Origin of the sequence: Paractinoplanes globisporus DSM 43857 (genome assembly GCF_000379645.1) — a bacterium.
GTDB lineage: Bacteria > Actinomycetota > Actinomycetes > Mycobacteriales > Micromonosporaceae > Actinoplanes > Actinoplanes globisporus.
This window is the reverse complement of the sequence record NZ_KB903322.1, coordinates 1-13,656: the sequence shown is the minus strand read 5'-3', so window position 1 is coordinate 13,656 and position 13,656 is coordinate 1. Positions and strand designations below refer to the sequence as shown.

Annotated in this window: 15 protein-coding genes; 8 read left to right on the top strand and 7 right to left on the bottom strand. The window is 71.4% G+C overall.

Annotated features, from left to right (window positions below; genetic code table 11):
• The first annotated feature begins 20 nt into the window (after positions 1–20).
• From A3CQ_RS0134525 to A3CQ_RS0134515, 3 genes are all read left to right on the top strand, one after another.
• Positions 21–935, top strand: coding sequence for a YeiH family protein (locus A3CQ_RS0134525; RefSeq protein WP_020515519.1), 915 nt, complete (start codon positions 21–23; stop codon positions 933–935).
• Between the two features lie 14 nt (positions 936–949).
• A complete protein-coding gene (locus tag A3CQ_RS0134520) occupies positions 950–1,855 on the top strand; it encodes a LysR family transcriptional regulator (RefSeq protein ID WP_020515518.1) in 906 nt (301 codons plus the stop codon).
• Between the two features lie 119 nt (positions 1,856–1,974).
• Complete coding sequence (locus A3CQ_RS0134515; protein WP_020515517.1) at positions 1,975–2,619, top strand: hypothetical protein; 645 nt, start codon at positions 1,975–1,977, stop codon at positions 2,617–2,619.
• A 1-nt stretch (position 2,620) separates the two neighbouring features.
• Here the strand turns inward: A3CQ_RS0134515 and A3CQ_RS0134510 are convergent, their stop codons facing one another.
• On the bottom strand, positions 2,621–3,145 hold the full coding sequence (locus tag A3CQ_RS0134510) for a GNAT family N-acetyltransferase (protein ID WP_020515516.1): 525 nt from the start codon (positions 3,143–3,145) through the stop codon (positions 2,621–2,623).
• Between the two features lie 138 nt (positions 3,146–3,283).
• Here A3CQ_RS0134510 and A3CQ_RS55090 point away from each other — a divergent pair, with 138 nt between their 5' ends.
• Complete coding sequence (locus A3CQ_RS55090; RefSeq protein ID WP_020515515.1) at positions 3,284–3,754, top strand: cupin domain-containing protein; 471 nt, start codon at positions 3,284–3,286, stop codon at positions 3,752–3,754.
• A 5-nt stretch (positions 3,755–3,759) separates the two neighbouring features.
• On the opposite strand, the gene A3CQ_RS0134500 is transcribed toward A3CQ_RS55090, so the two are convergent.
• Both A3CQ_RS0134500 and A3CQ_RS0134495 read right to left on the bottom strand, forming a co-directional pair.
• Positions 3,760–4,326, bottom strand: a complete 567-nt coding sequence (locus A3CQ_RS0134500) for a DUF305 domain-containing protein (RefSeq protein ID WP_020515514.1) — start codon at positions 4,324–4,326, stop codon at positions 3,760–3,762.
• The gene (locus A3CQ_RS0134495) at positions 4,311–5,060 is read right to left on the bottom strand and encodes a lytic polysaccharide monooxygenase (RefSeq protein WP_020515513.1); all 750 of its coding nucleotides are present in this window, start codon (positions 5,058–5,060) and stop codon (positions 4,311–4,313) included. The genes A3CQ_RS0134500 and A3CQ_RS0134495 overlap by 16 nt, the downstream gene beginning before the upstream one ends.
• Before the next feature lie 159 nt (positions 5,061–5,219).
• Between A3CQ_RS0134495 and A3CQ_RS0134490 the strand changes: the two genes are divergently transcribed.
• Positions 5,220–5,711, top strand: coding sequence for an FBP domain-containing protein (locus A3CQ_RS0134490; protein ID WP_020515512.1), 492 nt, complete (start codon positions 5,220–5,222; stop codon positions 5,709–5,711).
• Here A3CQ_RS0134490 and A3CQ_RS0134485 read toward each other — a convergent pair.
• Positions 5,708–6,346: a response regulator gene (locus A3CQ_RS0134485; protein ID WP_020515511.1), complete on the bottom strand. Its 639-nt coding sequence runs from the start codon at positions 6,344–6,346 to the stop codon at positions 5,708–5,710. The two genes, A3CQ_RS0134490 and A3CQ_RS0134485, sit on opposite strands and share 4 nt — an antisense overlap.
• Positions 6,343–7,527, bottom strand: coding sequence for a sensor histidine kinase (locus A3CQ_RS0134480; RefSeq protein WP_020515510.1), 1,185 nt, complete (start codon positions 7,525–7,527; stop codon positions 6,343–6,345). Before A3CQ_RS0134480 ends, A3CQ_RS0134485 begins: the two co-directional genes overlap by 4 nt.
• Before the next feature lie 143 nt (positions 7,528–7,670).
• Here A3CQ_RS0134480 and A3CQ_RS0134475 point away from each other — a divergent pair, with 143 nt between their 5' ends.
• The 3 genes from A3CQ_RS0134475 (at position 7,671) to A3CQ_RS59605 (ending at position 12,096) form a co-directional block, all read left to right on the top strand.
• Entirely contained in the window at positions 7,671–8,435 is a 765-nt protein-coding gene (locus tag A3CQ_RS0134475; protein ID WP_020515509.1) for an ABC transporter ATP-binding protein, read from the top strand.
• Positions 8,432–10,966: an FtsX-like permease family protein gene (locus A3CQ_RS0134470; RefSeq protein WP_020515508.1), complete on the top strand. Its 2,535-nt coding sequence runs from the start codon at positions 8,432–8,434 to the stop codon at positions 10,964–10,966. Before A3CQ_RS0134475 ends, A3CQ_RS0134470 begins: the two co-directional genes overlap by 4 nt.
• Positions 10,967–11,031: 65 nt before the next feature.
• Positions 11,032–12,096 (top strand): GNAT family N-acetyltransferase, encoded by a 1,065-nt coding sequence (locus tag A3CQ_RS59605; protein WP_020515507.1) that lies wholly within the window; start codon positions 11,032–11,034, stop codon positions 12,094–12,096.
• On the opposite strand, the gene A3CQ_RS57975 is transcribed toward A3CQ_RS59605, so the two are convergent.
• Entirely contained in the window at positions 12,072–12,359 is a 288-nt protein-coding gene (locus A3CQ_RS57975; protein WP_020515506.1) for a hypothetical protein, read from the bottom strand. The genes A3CQ_RS59605 and A3CQ_RS57975 overlap by 25 nt on opposite strands.
• Before the next feature lie 99 nt (positions 12,360–12,458).
• Positions 12,459–13,541, bottom strand: a complete 1,083-nt coding sequence (locus A3CQ_RS55075; RefSeq protein WP_020515505.1) for an IS3 family transposase — start codon at positions 13,539–13,541, stop codon at positions 12,459–12,461.
• Positions 13,542–13,656: the final 115 nt, after the last annotated feature.

The window sequence follows — 13,656 nt, the reverse complement described above, 5'->3', positions numbered from 1 at the left end:
GCGCGGCCGAGCCTTGTGGTGTGCCGTTCCTGCTGCTCGCCCTGGGTCTTGCCGCCGTCGTCGGCGGCTCGGTGGTGCCGGCGGTCGGCGCGCCGATCTTTGCTATTGCCGGGGGAGTGCTGCTCAGTCCCTTCGTCCGGCGGGACGCCAACGTTCTGGAGCTGGCCAAGGGGCCGGTCCTGCGGCTGTCGATCGTGTTGCTCGGCACGCAGCTCGCCCTCGGTGAGGTGGTCTCCGTCGGCGTCAGCTCGCTGCCGGTCATGCTCGGCACGCTCGCGGTCTGCCTTGGACTGGCCTGGCTGGTCGGGCGCAAGCTGGGCATCTCCCGCGACCTGCGCACGCTCATCGGGGTCGGCACCGGCATCTGCGGCGCGTCGGCCATCGCGGCGGTCACCCCGGCCCTGCGGGCCAAGAGCAGCGATGTCGCGTACGCGATCTCGACGATCTTTTTCTTCAATGTGGCGGCGGTGCTCGTCTTTCCGGCGCTCGGGCATCTGCTCGGGCTCGATCAGCAGGCGTTCGGGCTGTTCGCGGGGACGGCGGTGAACGACACGAGCGCCGTGGTGGCGGCGGCGAGCGCGTACGGGCCGGTCGCCGCGCAGCACGCCGTGGTGGTCAAGCTGGTGCGGACCCTCATGATCATTCCGGTGACTCTCGCGCTGTCGCGAGGGGCGAAGGCGCCGAAGCCGTGGTTCCTGGGGGCGTTCCTCGCCGCGGCCGCCTTGCACACGCTTGGCCTCGTACCACCGGAAATAGAGCCCTTGGTGCAGCACCTGGCCATGCTCTGCGTCGCCGTCGCGCTCGGTGCCGTCGGTCTTTCGACCGACGTGGCGGCCCTGCGCCGGGCCGGCGCGAGACCGTTGCTGCTCGGCCTCATCCTCTGGGTCGCGGTGGGTGCCACCAGCCTTGGCCTGCAGAGACTTCCGTACGTGTGACAGACTGCGCGACGATGCCCCTGCCGCCCTGGATCAGCGACCTGCCGGCGCTGGACCTCCTGCTGTCGGTCGCCGAGACCGGCAGCGTCGGGCGCGCCGCCAAGGCGCACGGCATCAGCCAGCCCAGCGCCAGCGCCCGTCTCGCCCGGCTCGAGCGCCGCCTCGGGGTGTCGCTGCTGGTGCGCTCCCGGCGCGGCAGCCTGCTCACCCCGGCCGGGCAGGCCGTCGCGGTCTGGACGCAGCAGGTGGTCGGGGCCGCGCACACACTCGCCGACGGGGTGCTGACGCTGCGCGCCGACCGGGAGGCCCGGCTGCGGGTGGCGGCGAGCCTCACGATCGCCGAGTACATGCTGCCGGCCTGGCTGCTGAGCCTGCGCCGCACCCACCCGGGCACCGAGATCTCGGCCGCGGTGTCCAACAGCGCCGGCGTCTGCGAGCTGGTCCGCTCTGGCCGGGCCGACCTGGGCTTCGTCGAGTCGCCGGACATCCCGGCCGACCTGAGCCGCCGCCGGGTCGGGGAGGACCGGGTGGCGCTGGTGGTGTCGGCCGGCTATCCCCTCGCCGCGCGGGCCGGCCAGGACCTGCCGGTCGCCGACCTGCTCGAACAGCCGCTGCTGCTGCGCGAGCCGGGTTCGGGCACCCGCGACACGTTCCTCGGCGCGCTGGAGAAGGCGCTCGGCGGCCCGCCCGCCCTGCCGCACGCCACGAGTCTCGGCTCGACCACGACGATCCTGGCCACGGCCCGGGCCGGCGGCGGCATCGGCGTGGTCAGCGCCCGCGCGGCCGGTGAGCTGGTCGAGCTCCAGGTGCCCGGGCTCGCCCTGAGCCGGCCGCTGCACGCGGTCTGGCTGGGCCGCGCGCCGTCGCCGCTGTCCGAAGAACTCCTCATCTGCGCGCAATTGACCGGTTGTCACGCTTAGGCCCAAGGTCGTCACCCTGTGTTCGGCAAGCTGGCACACAATTACCCATCCCAGCGAATGTGGGCCGTTCTGATCCGCATTACGCTCGATCCATCAGCGGATTCGAAGCGACCACGACGGTGATCATCTCGATCTGGGTGATCATCAGTTTTTTGCTGCTGCCGGCCGGTTCCCTGCGCTACTGGACGGTGGCCTTCGTGGCCCTGTTGCTGGTGGTCGGAGTCGGTGACGATCTTCCGGTCCGCGCCCTGCTGGTCACCATGCTCGCGCTCCACGTCGCCTTCGTGGTCCCGGCCGCCGCGCGCAGCGGGCAGCCGCGCTTCCTGTGGATGGCGCTGGTCTCCCTCGTGCTGCTCACCGGGCTGGTGGTCACGGGCGGCGTCCACTACTGGCTGCCGGCGCTGATCGTGGCCGTGCTCGTGGTGCCGTTCGGCGTGCCGCTGCTGTGGCGGCGGCCGCCGCCGAGCGGGCCCGCGTTCGAGGTGCGGCTGTGGCCCCGGCGGCGCGGTGACGGGCCGCCGATCTCGGCACAGTCCGCCGACGGGCCGGCCGGGGTGCCGACGGCCGAGGCTCCGGCCGACCTTCCGCCCGCGAACGGCGACGGGCGCGGCAGTCAGTCGGAGCAGGGCGCTGGAGACGATCAACAACCCGGCAGTCCACCGCCGCGCAACGTCCGCGCCTTCCCGCTCGGGAAGCGACCGGCCGGCAGGCCGACCCGGTCGCCGTGGCCGCAACGCCAACGGCGCCCGCCCGCGGCGTCCTGACCTACAGCACTATCCAATAGCGACGGACCTCGTCGTTGCCCGAGCCGCGGATGTCCTCGAAGACGCCGCCGGCCTTCTCGATCGTGCGGGCCGACGCCTCGTTCGTGACCCGGCAGGTGATCAGCACCCGGCTCAGGCCGATCCGCCGCGCGTCGTCGAGGATCAGCCCGAGCGCCCAGCTGGCCAGTCCCTTGCGCCGCTCCGAGGGACGTACGCCGTACCCGATGTGACCGCCCACGTTGATCAGGAAGTGGTTGAGGCCGTGCCGCAGGGCGATCCCGCCGAGCACCCGGTCACCGTCCACGATCCACCGGTACGTGCAGTGCACCCAGTCCTGCGCGGGCGGGATGCGAGTGTCCTCTTCGTCGTTGAGCCGGCGCACCCACTTGGCGAACCCGGCGGCCGAGTCGTAGTCGTCCCCGGGCCGCATCCCCGCACCGTCCTGATGGACGCCCCGGCCCCACTCGTCCCGCGACTCGATCCAGGCGGCGTGCAGTCGCGTCGTCGGCGCGATCAACTCGGGCATGGCCCTACGGTACGGTGCCGCACCAGCACCCGGACGCGCAGGTCGGTCGCGGGGTGGCCGGTCCTCGTCCAGGTGCGGAGCATCCCTATCGTTTGAGGAGACCGAGTCCGGGACGACCGGCGAGCGAGGGGATGCGACATGGCCGTGAATGCCGACTGGGGCCGGGACGGATGGGCCGTCGGGCCCGGCGAGGGCGAGCTCATCGAGCTGGGTGGGCCGCACCGGCCGGAGATCATCGTCCGGGGGAAGGAGGTCGGCGGAGCGCTCGGCGTCTTCGTGTTCCACCATGACGTCATCGCCGAGAACCCGCCGCATGCGCACCACGGTTTCATGAAGATCGCGTACGTCCTCGAGGGCGAGTACCACTTCCGCGTGGGGGATGCCGAGTTCTCGGGCGGACCGGGCACCACGGTCGTCGTTCCCCAGGGGTCCTATCACACGTTCGTCACGCCGACCGGCGGCAAGCTGCTGTTCGTCAGCGCGCCGGCCGGGAACGAGGAGCTCTTCGAGGAGATCGGCCGGCTTGGGCCGGACCCGTCGGCGGAGCAGCTAGCGGCGATCGACGAGCGCTTCGCCACGACGCACCTGACGGCCGACGAGGACCGGTGACAGTCCTACTGGGTGGCCGCGAGCTGGAGGAGTTGCTGAATCTGGGCCTGGCGGCGCTGGGTGACGGTCGTGGCCAATGAGCGCGTGGGTGGGTAAGCGCCGCCGGTCTCCTCCATGCGGGACGTCTCGACGCAGTTGCCCAGATGCCCCAGGAGCAGGCTGACCGCCGTACGGTCGAAGGAAGCGGAACCCGACGCGGAGCGCAACTCTTCGATGTCGGACGGCCGCAGGGCGTGCAGCGCGCCGTGGCCGGCGTGGGCGCCCGACGACGGGTCGGCCGTGAGCGGCTGCTGCCAGCCGAGCAGCCAGCGGCTCATGGTGCCCGACTCGTCCTTCCACTGTGTGCGCAGCTCGGTGGCCAGGGCGCGGATCCGTGCGTCGCCGGCGTGCTGGGCGGCCAGCGCGGCCACCTGGTCGCCGTCGGTGATCTGCTCCAGGCCCATCTGCAGGAACATCACGTCGGTGGCGTTGAACGGCGGCGCGGTGCCGGCCGCCGGCTGCTGCTCCCGAGGAGCGGAGCAGCCGGCGACCAGCGTGAGGATCAGCGCGAGGCGGATCAGATGGCGAGCCACAGGGCGGGCACGTTCGGCGGTTCCCAGCCGGCGATGGCGGTGTGCGCCTGCCGGCAGCGGTACGAGATGCCGTTGTAGGTGACCACGTCGCCCACCTTGTACGCGGTTCCGGCCCGCCACGTCCCGCTCGGGGCGGTGGTGGGGCTGGTCGTCGGCGGGGCGGTGGTCGGCGCGGTCGTGGGCGTGGTGGTCGGCGGCGTGGTGGGTGGTGTGGTGGTGCCGCCGCCGATGTTCACGTCCACGCAGGAGTAGAAGGCGTTCGTCGTGTCGGCGATGTTCCACCGGGCGAGGACGGTCTGTCGGCCGGTGAAGCTGCCCATGCTGACCGTATGCTGCTTGGTGGCGCCGGGTTGCGCGCCGCCGTCGTTGAACGAGGCCAGCAGGGTGTTGCCGATGAAGTACTCCCAGGTGGCGGTGGAGTGCCGGGCCGTGAGGATCCAGTTGAAGGTCACGGTCTTGCCGACCCCGGCGTACGGCCAGGCCTTGCTGTTGTCGTTGAGCACGGCGAACCGGGAACCGCCGCCGTTGCACAGCTTCGAGCCCTTGGGGGCCTCGACGCTCTGCGGCTCGTAGATGATGTCGCCGCAGTTGGCGACTGCGCCGCTGGCGCAGTTGGCCTGGCGGCTCGGGGGTGACGAGATGTAACCGTGTGCGGAGGCGGGGGCGACAGCCACCAGTAATGAGGCGGCCGTCGCGGCGACGGTCAGTGCGGGAAGGGTGAACCTGCGTCTCATGAAGGTCTCCTCTTCATGGGGGATGTGGCGCCGGTTGTTGGGGTCAACCTAAGTTAAAGAGTGTTAACAGTAAATAGACCTAACGAAGTTTTTCGATGTCTTTGGAATCAGCCCAGTTAATCGGGTGCCCGTTCCGGGGTGATCCGTTACGTTCGCGGCATGGAACCCCTGACCGAGCGGCAGATCCGGGCCGGGTTCGCCAACTGCAGCAAGGGCGAGGCGAGCCGGATCAAGATGCCGGACCTCGCCGCCGTGGCGTGGGGCGACCTCGACTTCCTTGGCTGGACCGACCCGGGCGCGCCGCAGCGGGCGCTCATTGTTCTGCCCAGCGCGGTCGGCGTCGTGCTGCGCAGGCCCGACTCCCGCCGCGCAGGCGCGCTTCGCTCGAGCATGTGCCGCGTCTGCTACACCACGCACACCGCCGACGGCGTGACGCTCTTCGTGGCGCCGCTCGCGGGCGCGTCCGGCCGCCAGGGCAACACCGTGGGGGAATACCTCTGCACCGACCTGGCCTGCTCGCTCTACCTGCGCGGCAAGCGGCAGCCGCGCGGCCGGCTCGTGCGCCAGGAGGAGACGCTCAGCCTCGACGAGCGCGTCGACCGGGCCATGACCAACCTGACCGGTTTCGTGAAGCGGGTGCTGGCCGGCTAGCCGACCAGGCGGCGCTCCCAGGCCCAGGCGGCGATCTCGACGCGGCCGCGGGCGCCGAGCTTGGTCTGCACGCTGCCGAGGTGGGTCTTCACGGTGCCGATCGAGATGAACAGCTCGCCGGCGATCTCGGCGTTGGTCAGGCCGCGGGCCACGAGCTTGACCACATCGAGCTCGCGCGGGGAGAGACCGCCGTCGTCACCCGCCGGCTTCGGGAGTGACAAATGCTCCAGCAGCCGTACGGTGATCTTCGGGCTGATCAGGGCATCGCCGGAGACCGCGGCCCGGACCGCCTCGACCAGCAGCGCCGGTCCGGAGTCCTTGAGCAGGAAGCCGGCCGCTCCGTTGCGCAGTGCCTGGTGGACGTACTCGTCGAGGTCGAACGTGGTCACCACGACCACCTTGACCGGGTCGGCCACGCCCGGGCCGGCCAGCAGGCGCAGCGCCTCGAGACCGTCCATCTTGGGCATCCGGATGTCGAGCAGCGCGACGTCGGGCCGCAGCTTGCGGGCCAGGGCCACCGCCTCGACGCCGTCGGCCGCCTCGCCGACGACCTCCATGTCCGGCTGCGCGCCGATGATCATGCCGAAGCCCGTGCGGACCATGGCCTGGTCGTCCGCGATCAAGACCTTGATCACTGCACTACCTTCACACTCAGGGGGAACGCGGCGTCGACCACCCAGCCGCCCTCGATGCCGGGCCCGGCCGTGAGGCGGCCGCCGACCGCGCGGACCCGTTCGGTCAGGCCCACGAGACCGTACCCCGAGCGCTCCCGCGGACCGGCCGGGCGGGCCGTGCCGTCGTTGGCGACCCGCACGAGCAGCCACTCGGGGGTACGCCGGATCCAGACGTCGGCGACGCGGGCGCCGGTCGCGTGCTGGCGGATGTTCGTGAGCGCCTCCATCACCACCCGGTAGGCCGAGGTCGACACCTCCACCGGCAGGCCGCCGGTCTCGCCGTCCAGATGCAGCCGGCCGAGCGGACCGCCCGCCGCCGTGAAGTGCTCGAGCAGAAGACCCAGATCCTGTACGCCGGCGACCGGCGCGAGCGGCGCGTCGGGCTTCGATTCCGGGTCGCGCAGCACCCCGACCATGCGGCGCATCGAGGCCATCGTCTCGGCGCCGGCCTGCTCGATCTGGTCGAGGGCCTTCAGCACGCGTTCCGGGTCCTGCTCGGCGATGAACTTCGCGCCCTGCGCCTGCACCACGATGCCGGTGACGTGGTGCGCGATGAAGTCGTGCAGGTCGCGGGCGAACTCGGCGCGCTGCTCGGCGCGTACGGCGTCGACGGCCCGCTGCCGTGAGCTTTCGAGGATGCGCAGGTAGACGCCGAGGCCGGTGGCCGCGGCGGCGGCCAGCGCCTGGATCAGCCCGAAGATGACGAACTCGGAGGACTGGCCACCGCGCAGCGGCAGGAAGCTCACCGCCGCGCCCGCGGCGATCACGGCGGCGACCGCCCAGCCCGCGTGGGCCCGGCGCGCGACCACGAACAGCACCCCGAGGAACGCCAGCGACTCGGCCAGGCCCCAGCTGCCGTACTCCGGGTGGGAGAACGCGACGGCGAACGTCACCACGATCGAGGTGAGGCTCAGCCAGATGGTGCCCTTCGCGAGGGACGTCGAGTTCTGCTTGTGGGCGGGCAGCCAGACGGCGGCCGCGGCGATCGCCAGGAGGATCCGGACCAGGCCGAGGAACTCGGTGCCGGACTGGATGAGCAGGCGGCCCTGCGCGACGTCGAACAGGCCGAGCATGGCCATGACGATGAGCGCGCCGACCTGGCCGAAGCGCAGCAGGATCTTCCGGTTCGGGTTGTTCTGCATCGTGTACCCAGCGTAATGGCAGGTCAGGCGGTCCCCATCGGCCGAAAGTAAGAGAGGCGAACCTGGCCGGGGACCGATGTGCCGGGCACCTCGCTCCATCCAGACTCTTGCACGACATCGACCGTTGTGTGAGTGGAGTGACAATGCAGACCCAGTACCCACCGGCCGCGCAGGACGCGATGGCGGCGGTCGCGGCCGTCGACCTGGTCAAGGTCTACGGTAGCGGCGACACGGCCGTACGCGCGCTGGACGGGGTGACCGTCGGCTTCACCCGCGCGCAGTTCACGGCGATCATGGGACCGTCCGGCTCCGGCAAGTCGACCCTCATGCACTGCCTGGCCGGCCTTGACACGGCCACCTCCGGGCAGGCGCTGCTCGGCGGCACCGACCTGACCCGGCAGAGCGACCGGGTGCTCACCAAGGTGCGCCGGGAGCGCATCGGCTTCGTCTTCCAGTCGTTCAACCTGCTGCCGCAGCTGACCGCGGAGCAGAACATCCTGCTGCCGCTGGAACTGGCCGGCCGCAAGGCCGACCGGCACCTGTTCGCGCACCTCACCGAGTCGCTCGGCATCACCGGGCGGCTCAGCCACCGGCCCGGCGAGCTCTCCGGCGGCCAGCAGCAGCGCGTCGCCGTGGCCCGGGCGCTGGTCTCCCGGCCCGAGGTGGTCTTCGCCGACGAGCCGACCGGCAACCTGGACTCCCGCTCCGGCGCCGAGGTGCTGCTGTTCCTGCGCAACTCGGTGCGCGAGCTCGGCCAGACCGTCGTCATGGTCACCCACGACCCGGGCGCGGCGGCCTACGCCGACCGGGTCGTGCTGCTCGCCGACGGCAAGGTGGCCGGCGAGATCGACCACCCCGACCACGCGTCGGTCACCGAGGCCCTGCGGTCGCTGGCGGCGCAGCGGTGAGCGGCGCGGTCCTGCGCACCCAGCTGCGCGGAGTCGCCCGCCGGCCGGCGCGGCTCCTGCTCACCGGCCTCGCGGTGCTGGTGGTGTCGTTCGTCGTCTACGCCACCGTGCTCGCCCAGCAGATCACCGAGCGCAGCGTGCTCGACGGCCTGAGCGGCACGCCCGAGGCGGTCGACATCGTGGCCCGGCAGGGCACGCTGACCACCGGCGAGCTCGCGGCGATCGGCAAGATCCCCGGGGTGGCCGAGACCGCCGGGCGCGTCGACGCGGGCGGCCAGATCGGCAACGAATACCTGCAGATCATCGCGGACCCCTCGACCGGGCCGCTCGCGGTCACCCACCTCGTCTCCGGCCGGCTGCCGCAGGGGCCCACCGAGATCGCGGTCAGCCCGCGCACGGTCGAACGGCTCGGCCTCAAGGCCGGTTCCGCCGTCAAGGTCTCGCTCCGCTACGACAAGGACGGAAAACCCCTGGCACCGAGTTCCCTCACGGTGACGGGCGTGGTCACGGGCCGCGATGACTACGGATTCCAGGCGTACGCGGCATTGCCGGCTGTTGCCGCAATGAGCGGGTCGGATGCCCTCAACCAGATCGACGTGCGCCTGGCGCCGGGCGCGGATGCCGGCGGCGTACGCCGGCAGATCGAGGCACTGACCGCCGCCGGCGCCGCCAAGGTGAAGGACGGGGAGCGGCCGAAGGTCGCCACCGGCAGCGAAGTCCGGCTCGAGGAGGCCCGGCAGAAGGCCAACGACGTCGACAGCGTCTTCGAGGTGATCGGGCTGTTCGTGGCGATCGCCGTGGTCGCGGCCGGGCTGGTGGCCGCGTCGACGTTCCGGATCGTGTTCGCCCAGCGGATGCGGCAGCTGGCATTGCTGCGCGCGGTCGGCGCGGGACGCGGCGGGATCACCTGGTCCCTGGCGTTCGAGGGGGCGCTGACCGGGTTCGTCACCGGGCTGACGGGCGTGCTGCTGGCACTCGGGGCCGGCCATCTCGTGCCGCGGATCGTCGCCGCGCTCGGGCCGGACGTCGCCTCGCCGGGCCTGCCGCTCAAACCGGCCGTGCTCACCGTGCTGCTCGCCGTCGGGCTGACCGTGATCGCCGTGATGGCGCCGGCCTTCACCGCCGGCAAGGTGTCGCCGCTGGAGGCGTTGCGCGGCGCGGGCGTCACCGGCGCGCGGCGCGACATCGGCAAGCTGCGCTGGGCCGCCGGGCTCGTGCTCGTGGTCGCGGCCGGGCTGATCGCCGGGTACGTGCTGCGGAACCTGCCCGGCCGCGATCCGAAGAACTACGACCCGAGCGTCAACCTGCTGGCCATCGTCGCCTCGGGCGGCCTCGCGTTCCTCGCGCTGATCGCCCTCGGCCCGGTGCTCGTGCGGCCGGTGCTGGCCGTGCTGGGCGCGCCCATCCGCCGGTCGGGCCCGATCGGGCGGCTGGCGGCCGGGGGAGTGGGCGGCGCGCCCCGCCGGGCCGCTGCGGTGTCGGTGGTGGTGGCGCTGGGCGTCACGCTCATCGCCGGCTGCCTCGTGGGCGGCGCGTCGATCCGGGTCCTCGCCGACCGGGAGAGCGCCTCGTCGTCGCCCGCCGACTACGAGATGACCACCAACGACGCGCCGATCGGGGCCGACGTGGTCACGCAGCTTCAGGGGCGGCCCGAGCTGTCGCACGTGGTGCCCTACCGGCGGCTGGACGTGCGCGTCTCGGGCAACGAGAGCGACCTGCGGGCCGTCGACCTGCCCATCGCCTCGGTGCCGCGGCTGAGCAAGCTCGACGTGGTCGCCGGCAAGCTCGCCGACCTCGGGCCGGGCAAGGTCGTGATCTCCGCGTTCATGTCGGACTACACCGGCGCCGGGGTCGGCGACCAGATCACCCTGACCTCCGGCAAGCACACGGACAAGCTCACGGTGGCCGCCAAGCTGCCCGACTCCGGGCCGCTCGGCTCGGCCATGGTGCTCGACCCGTCCGACCTGACCAAACTCGGGGCCACGGCCGGGTACGCGGGCCTGCTCGCCGACGCGTCCGGCACCGGCGAGAAGGGCCGGGCCGACGGGCGCAAGGTGCTCAGCGAGGCCGCCGGCAACCGCGGCTGGGCCATCGACGTGCTGGCCGACCAGCGCGACGAGATCAACAGCGAGCTGACCGTGCTGCTGGCGATCGCGCTCGGCCTGGTCGGGCTCACCGTGCTGATCGCCGTGGTGGGCGTCGGCACGACCACGGCGCTGTCGGTGGTCGAGCGGGTCCGCGAGTCCGGCCTGCTGCGCGCGGTCGGCCTGTCCCGGGGCGCACTACGCGCCATGCTGACCACCGAGTCGGCCCTGTACGGGGTCATCGGCGCCGGCATCGGGCTGGTGCTCGGCGTCCCGTACGCGTGGCTCGCGGTTCGTGTCCTTCCGGTGAACGCCCCGCTCACCCTGCCGATCGGCCAGCTGGCCCTGGTCTTCGTGATCCTCGTGCTGCTCACGGCGGCCGCCGGTGTGCTGCCGGCCCGCCGCGCCGCGAAGGTCAGCCCGGTCGTGGCCCTCGGCGCGGAGTAGAAAGGCCCCGATCGCCGGCCGCCTTCTTGCCCCCGGGCGGCCGGCGATCGGCTATACACCCTTCTATGTGGCCACTCTTCGACCTGCGGATCCGCCATCGCGACGTGCTGCTCCGGCCGGTACGCGAGGCGGATCTGCCATACCTCTGCGACGTGCTCCCACCCGACGTCGGGCACGATCCGCGGCTGGCCCTCTTCCCGTCCCAGTCGCTGCTCGAGAACGAACGGCGCCTGCTGTGCATGGGCTACTGGAAGGCGCTGGGCACCTGGGACCCCACCTCGTGGGTGCTGCACCTGGCGGTCATCCACGAGGACGAGATCGTCGGCGTGCAGACCCTCGAGGGCGAGAACTTCCCGGCCCTGCGAACCGTCGACTCGGCCTCGTGGCTGGTCCCTGCCGCGCGCGGAAAAGGCATCGGCGTGCGCATGCGTACGGCCGCCTTGGGTTTGGCTTTCGACCATCTGGGCGCGACGGCGGCAATCAGCTCGGCCACCCTCGCGAACAGCGCGTCCCTGGGCGTGTCCCGGCGCGTCGGCTACGTGGAGAACGGCCGCACCCGCATCGTCGACACCGGCGGCGAAGTAGCCGACCTGCAGAACATGCTGCTCACCGCCGACCGCTGGCCCGGCTACGACGTAGACGTGACCGGTTTCGAGGCCTGCCGCCCGTGGTTCGGACTCGACGACCCGGTGACGCTCCGCCCAGTGACGCCCGACGACATCGAGGTCTTCTACCACCAGGCAGCCGACCCCGAGGCGGTACGCCGCGCGAACGTCCCGGCCCGCGCCCGCGACGAGTTCGAGACCCATTGGCGCGACCGAGTCCTGGGCGACCCGTCGGTGCTGGTCCGCACCATCCTGTCCGGCAACGAGACAGCCGGCAACGTAGTCTCCTGGTGGCGCGACGACCGCCGGACGGTCGGCTACTGGCTGGGCCGCGCCTTCTGGGGCCGAGGCATAGGCACCTCCGCCCTCCGCGAGTTCCTGTCCCTGGAACAGACAAGACCCCTCTACGCCGACACCGACGTAAACAACCTGGCCTCCCGCCGCCTGCTGGAACGCTGCGGCTTCCGCCTGATAGAGCTACACCACGAACCCGACGTCGACTACGTGGTCCTGGAACTCACCTGACGGGCTTTGATTTGGCGGCGAATGCCGCCCAGAGTGACCGAGGAGATGAGCTTCCCCCCGGGGCGTGGACACCGGGTTATGCCGCGGTTGGCTGGGTGAGGGTAGTTGTAGAAGGCGATCCAGGCGGCTGCCTTACGCAGGATCAGCTTCTCCTGTTGCAGTCCGGCGACCTGCGCCCGCAACCGGGCGATCTCCGCGTCCTTGTCCGCCGTCGTCGCCGGGATCTGCCTGTCGGCCTCGGGCCGGCGGCAGTGTTTGTTCACGTCGTTGACCGGCCGCCGCGTCCCGGTTGAGCTCGGGTGTGAACTTCGATGGACGTCCCAACCGGGGACACCCGTTCCTCTGGGCATCAACGCCCAGTTTCAAGGTGTCCGCTCCTCCGGGGGGAAGATCACGGTCGTGGCGCAGGGTGGCTGCGCGCGCCCCCCTTTGCTCTGCTCACCTATGCGCACCGGAAACGAGCGGGCGTTCGTTTTTCGTGCGCATAGGTGAGCAGAGCAAAGGGGGCGCAGTGTGCTTCCACCCGGGGTGTGGACATTGGGTTGTGCCGCGATCGGCTGGTTCACGGTGGTGGTTTGGAGTTGGTGTTCGTGGTCGGCGGGGCTGTGGTGGCTGAGGGCGGAGTGCCGGCGGCGGTGGTTGTAGTACGCGATCCAGCGGAACACGTCGCGGCGGGCGTCGGCTTCGGACGTCCAGGTTTGGTGGTTGATCTGGAGTTCGCGTTTGAGGGTGGCGAAGAACGCTTCGGCCAGGGCGTTGTCGTAGCTGGTGCCGACCCGGCCCGTCGAGCGGCGGATCTGGTGCCGCTGGCAGGCTTGGGCGAATGCGTTGCTGGTGTACTGGGTGCCGCGGTCGGAGTGGAAGATCACCCCGGTGACCTGGCCGCTGCGGGCGGTCACGGCGGCGTCGAGGGCGTCGGTGATCAGGCTGGTGCGCAGATGGGTATTGATGGACCAGCCGATCAGGCGTCGGGAGGCGATGTCGATGACGGTGGCCAGGTACAGCCAGCCGCCGGCCACCGGCAGGTAGGTGATGTCGCCGCACCAGCGTTGATCCAGCCTGGTGGCGGTGAAGTCCCGGCGGATCAGGTCCGGCACGTCCGGCGCGTTGCTGCCGGGGATGGTGGTGCGCACCGTGCGGCGCTGATGGATCCCGATGATCGCGCGGCGGCGCATGACCCGCTCGACGCGTTTGTGGTTGACCAGCACGCCCTGCTCACGCAGTTCGCTGGTGACCCGCGGTGACCCGTAGGCGCCGCCGGACTGCTCGTGGGCCTGCCGGATCCGTACGGCGAGCTGGTCTTCGGCTGCCGCGCGGGCCTGCCGGGCGGGCTCCGTGTTCAGCCACCGGTAGTAACCGGAAGCCGAGACAGCCAGGATCTGACACAACCGCTTCACGCCGGGTTCGGCGCGGTGGGCGCAGATGAACCGCAAGCGGCTGGTCACCGATCCATCTCGTTGGCGAAATACGCGGCTGCCTTACGCAGGACCAGCTTCTCCTGCTGCAGTTCGGCGACCTGCGCCCGCAACCGGGCGATCTCCGCGTCCTTGTCCGCCGGCG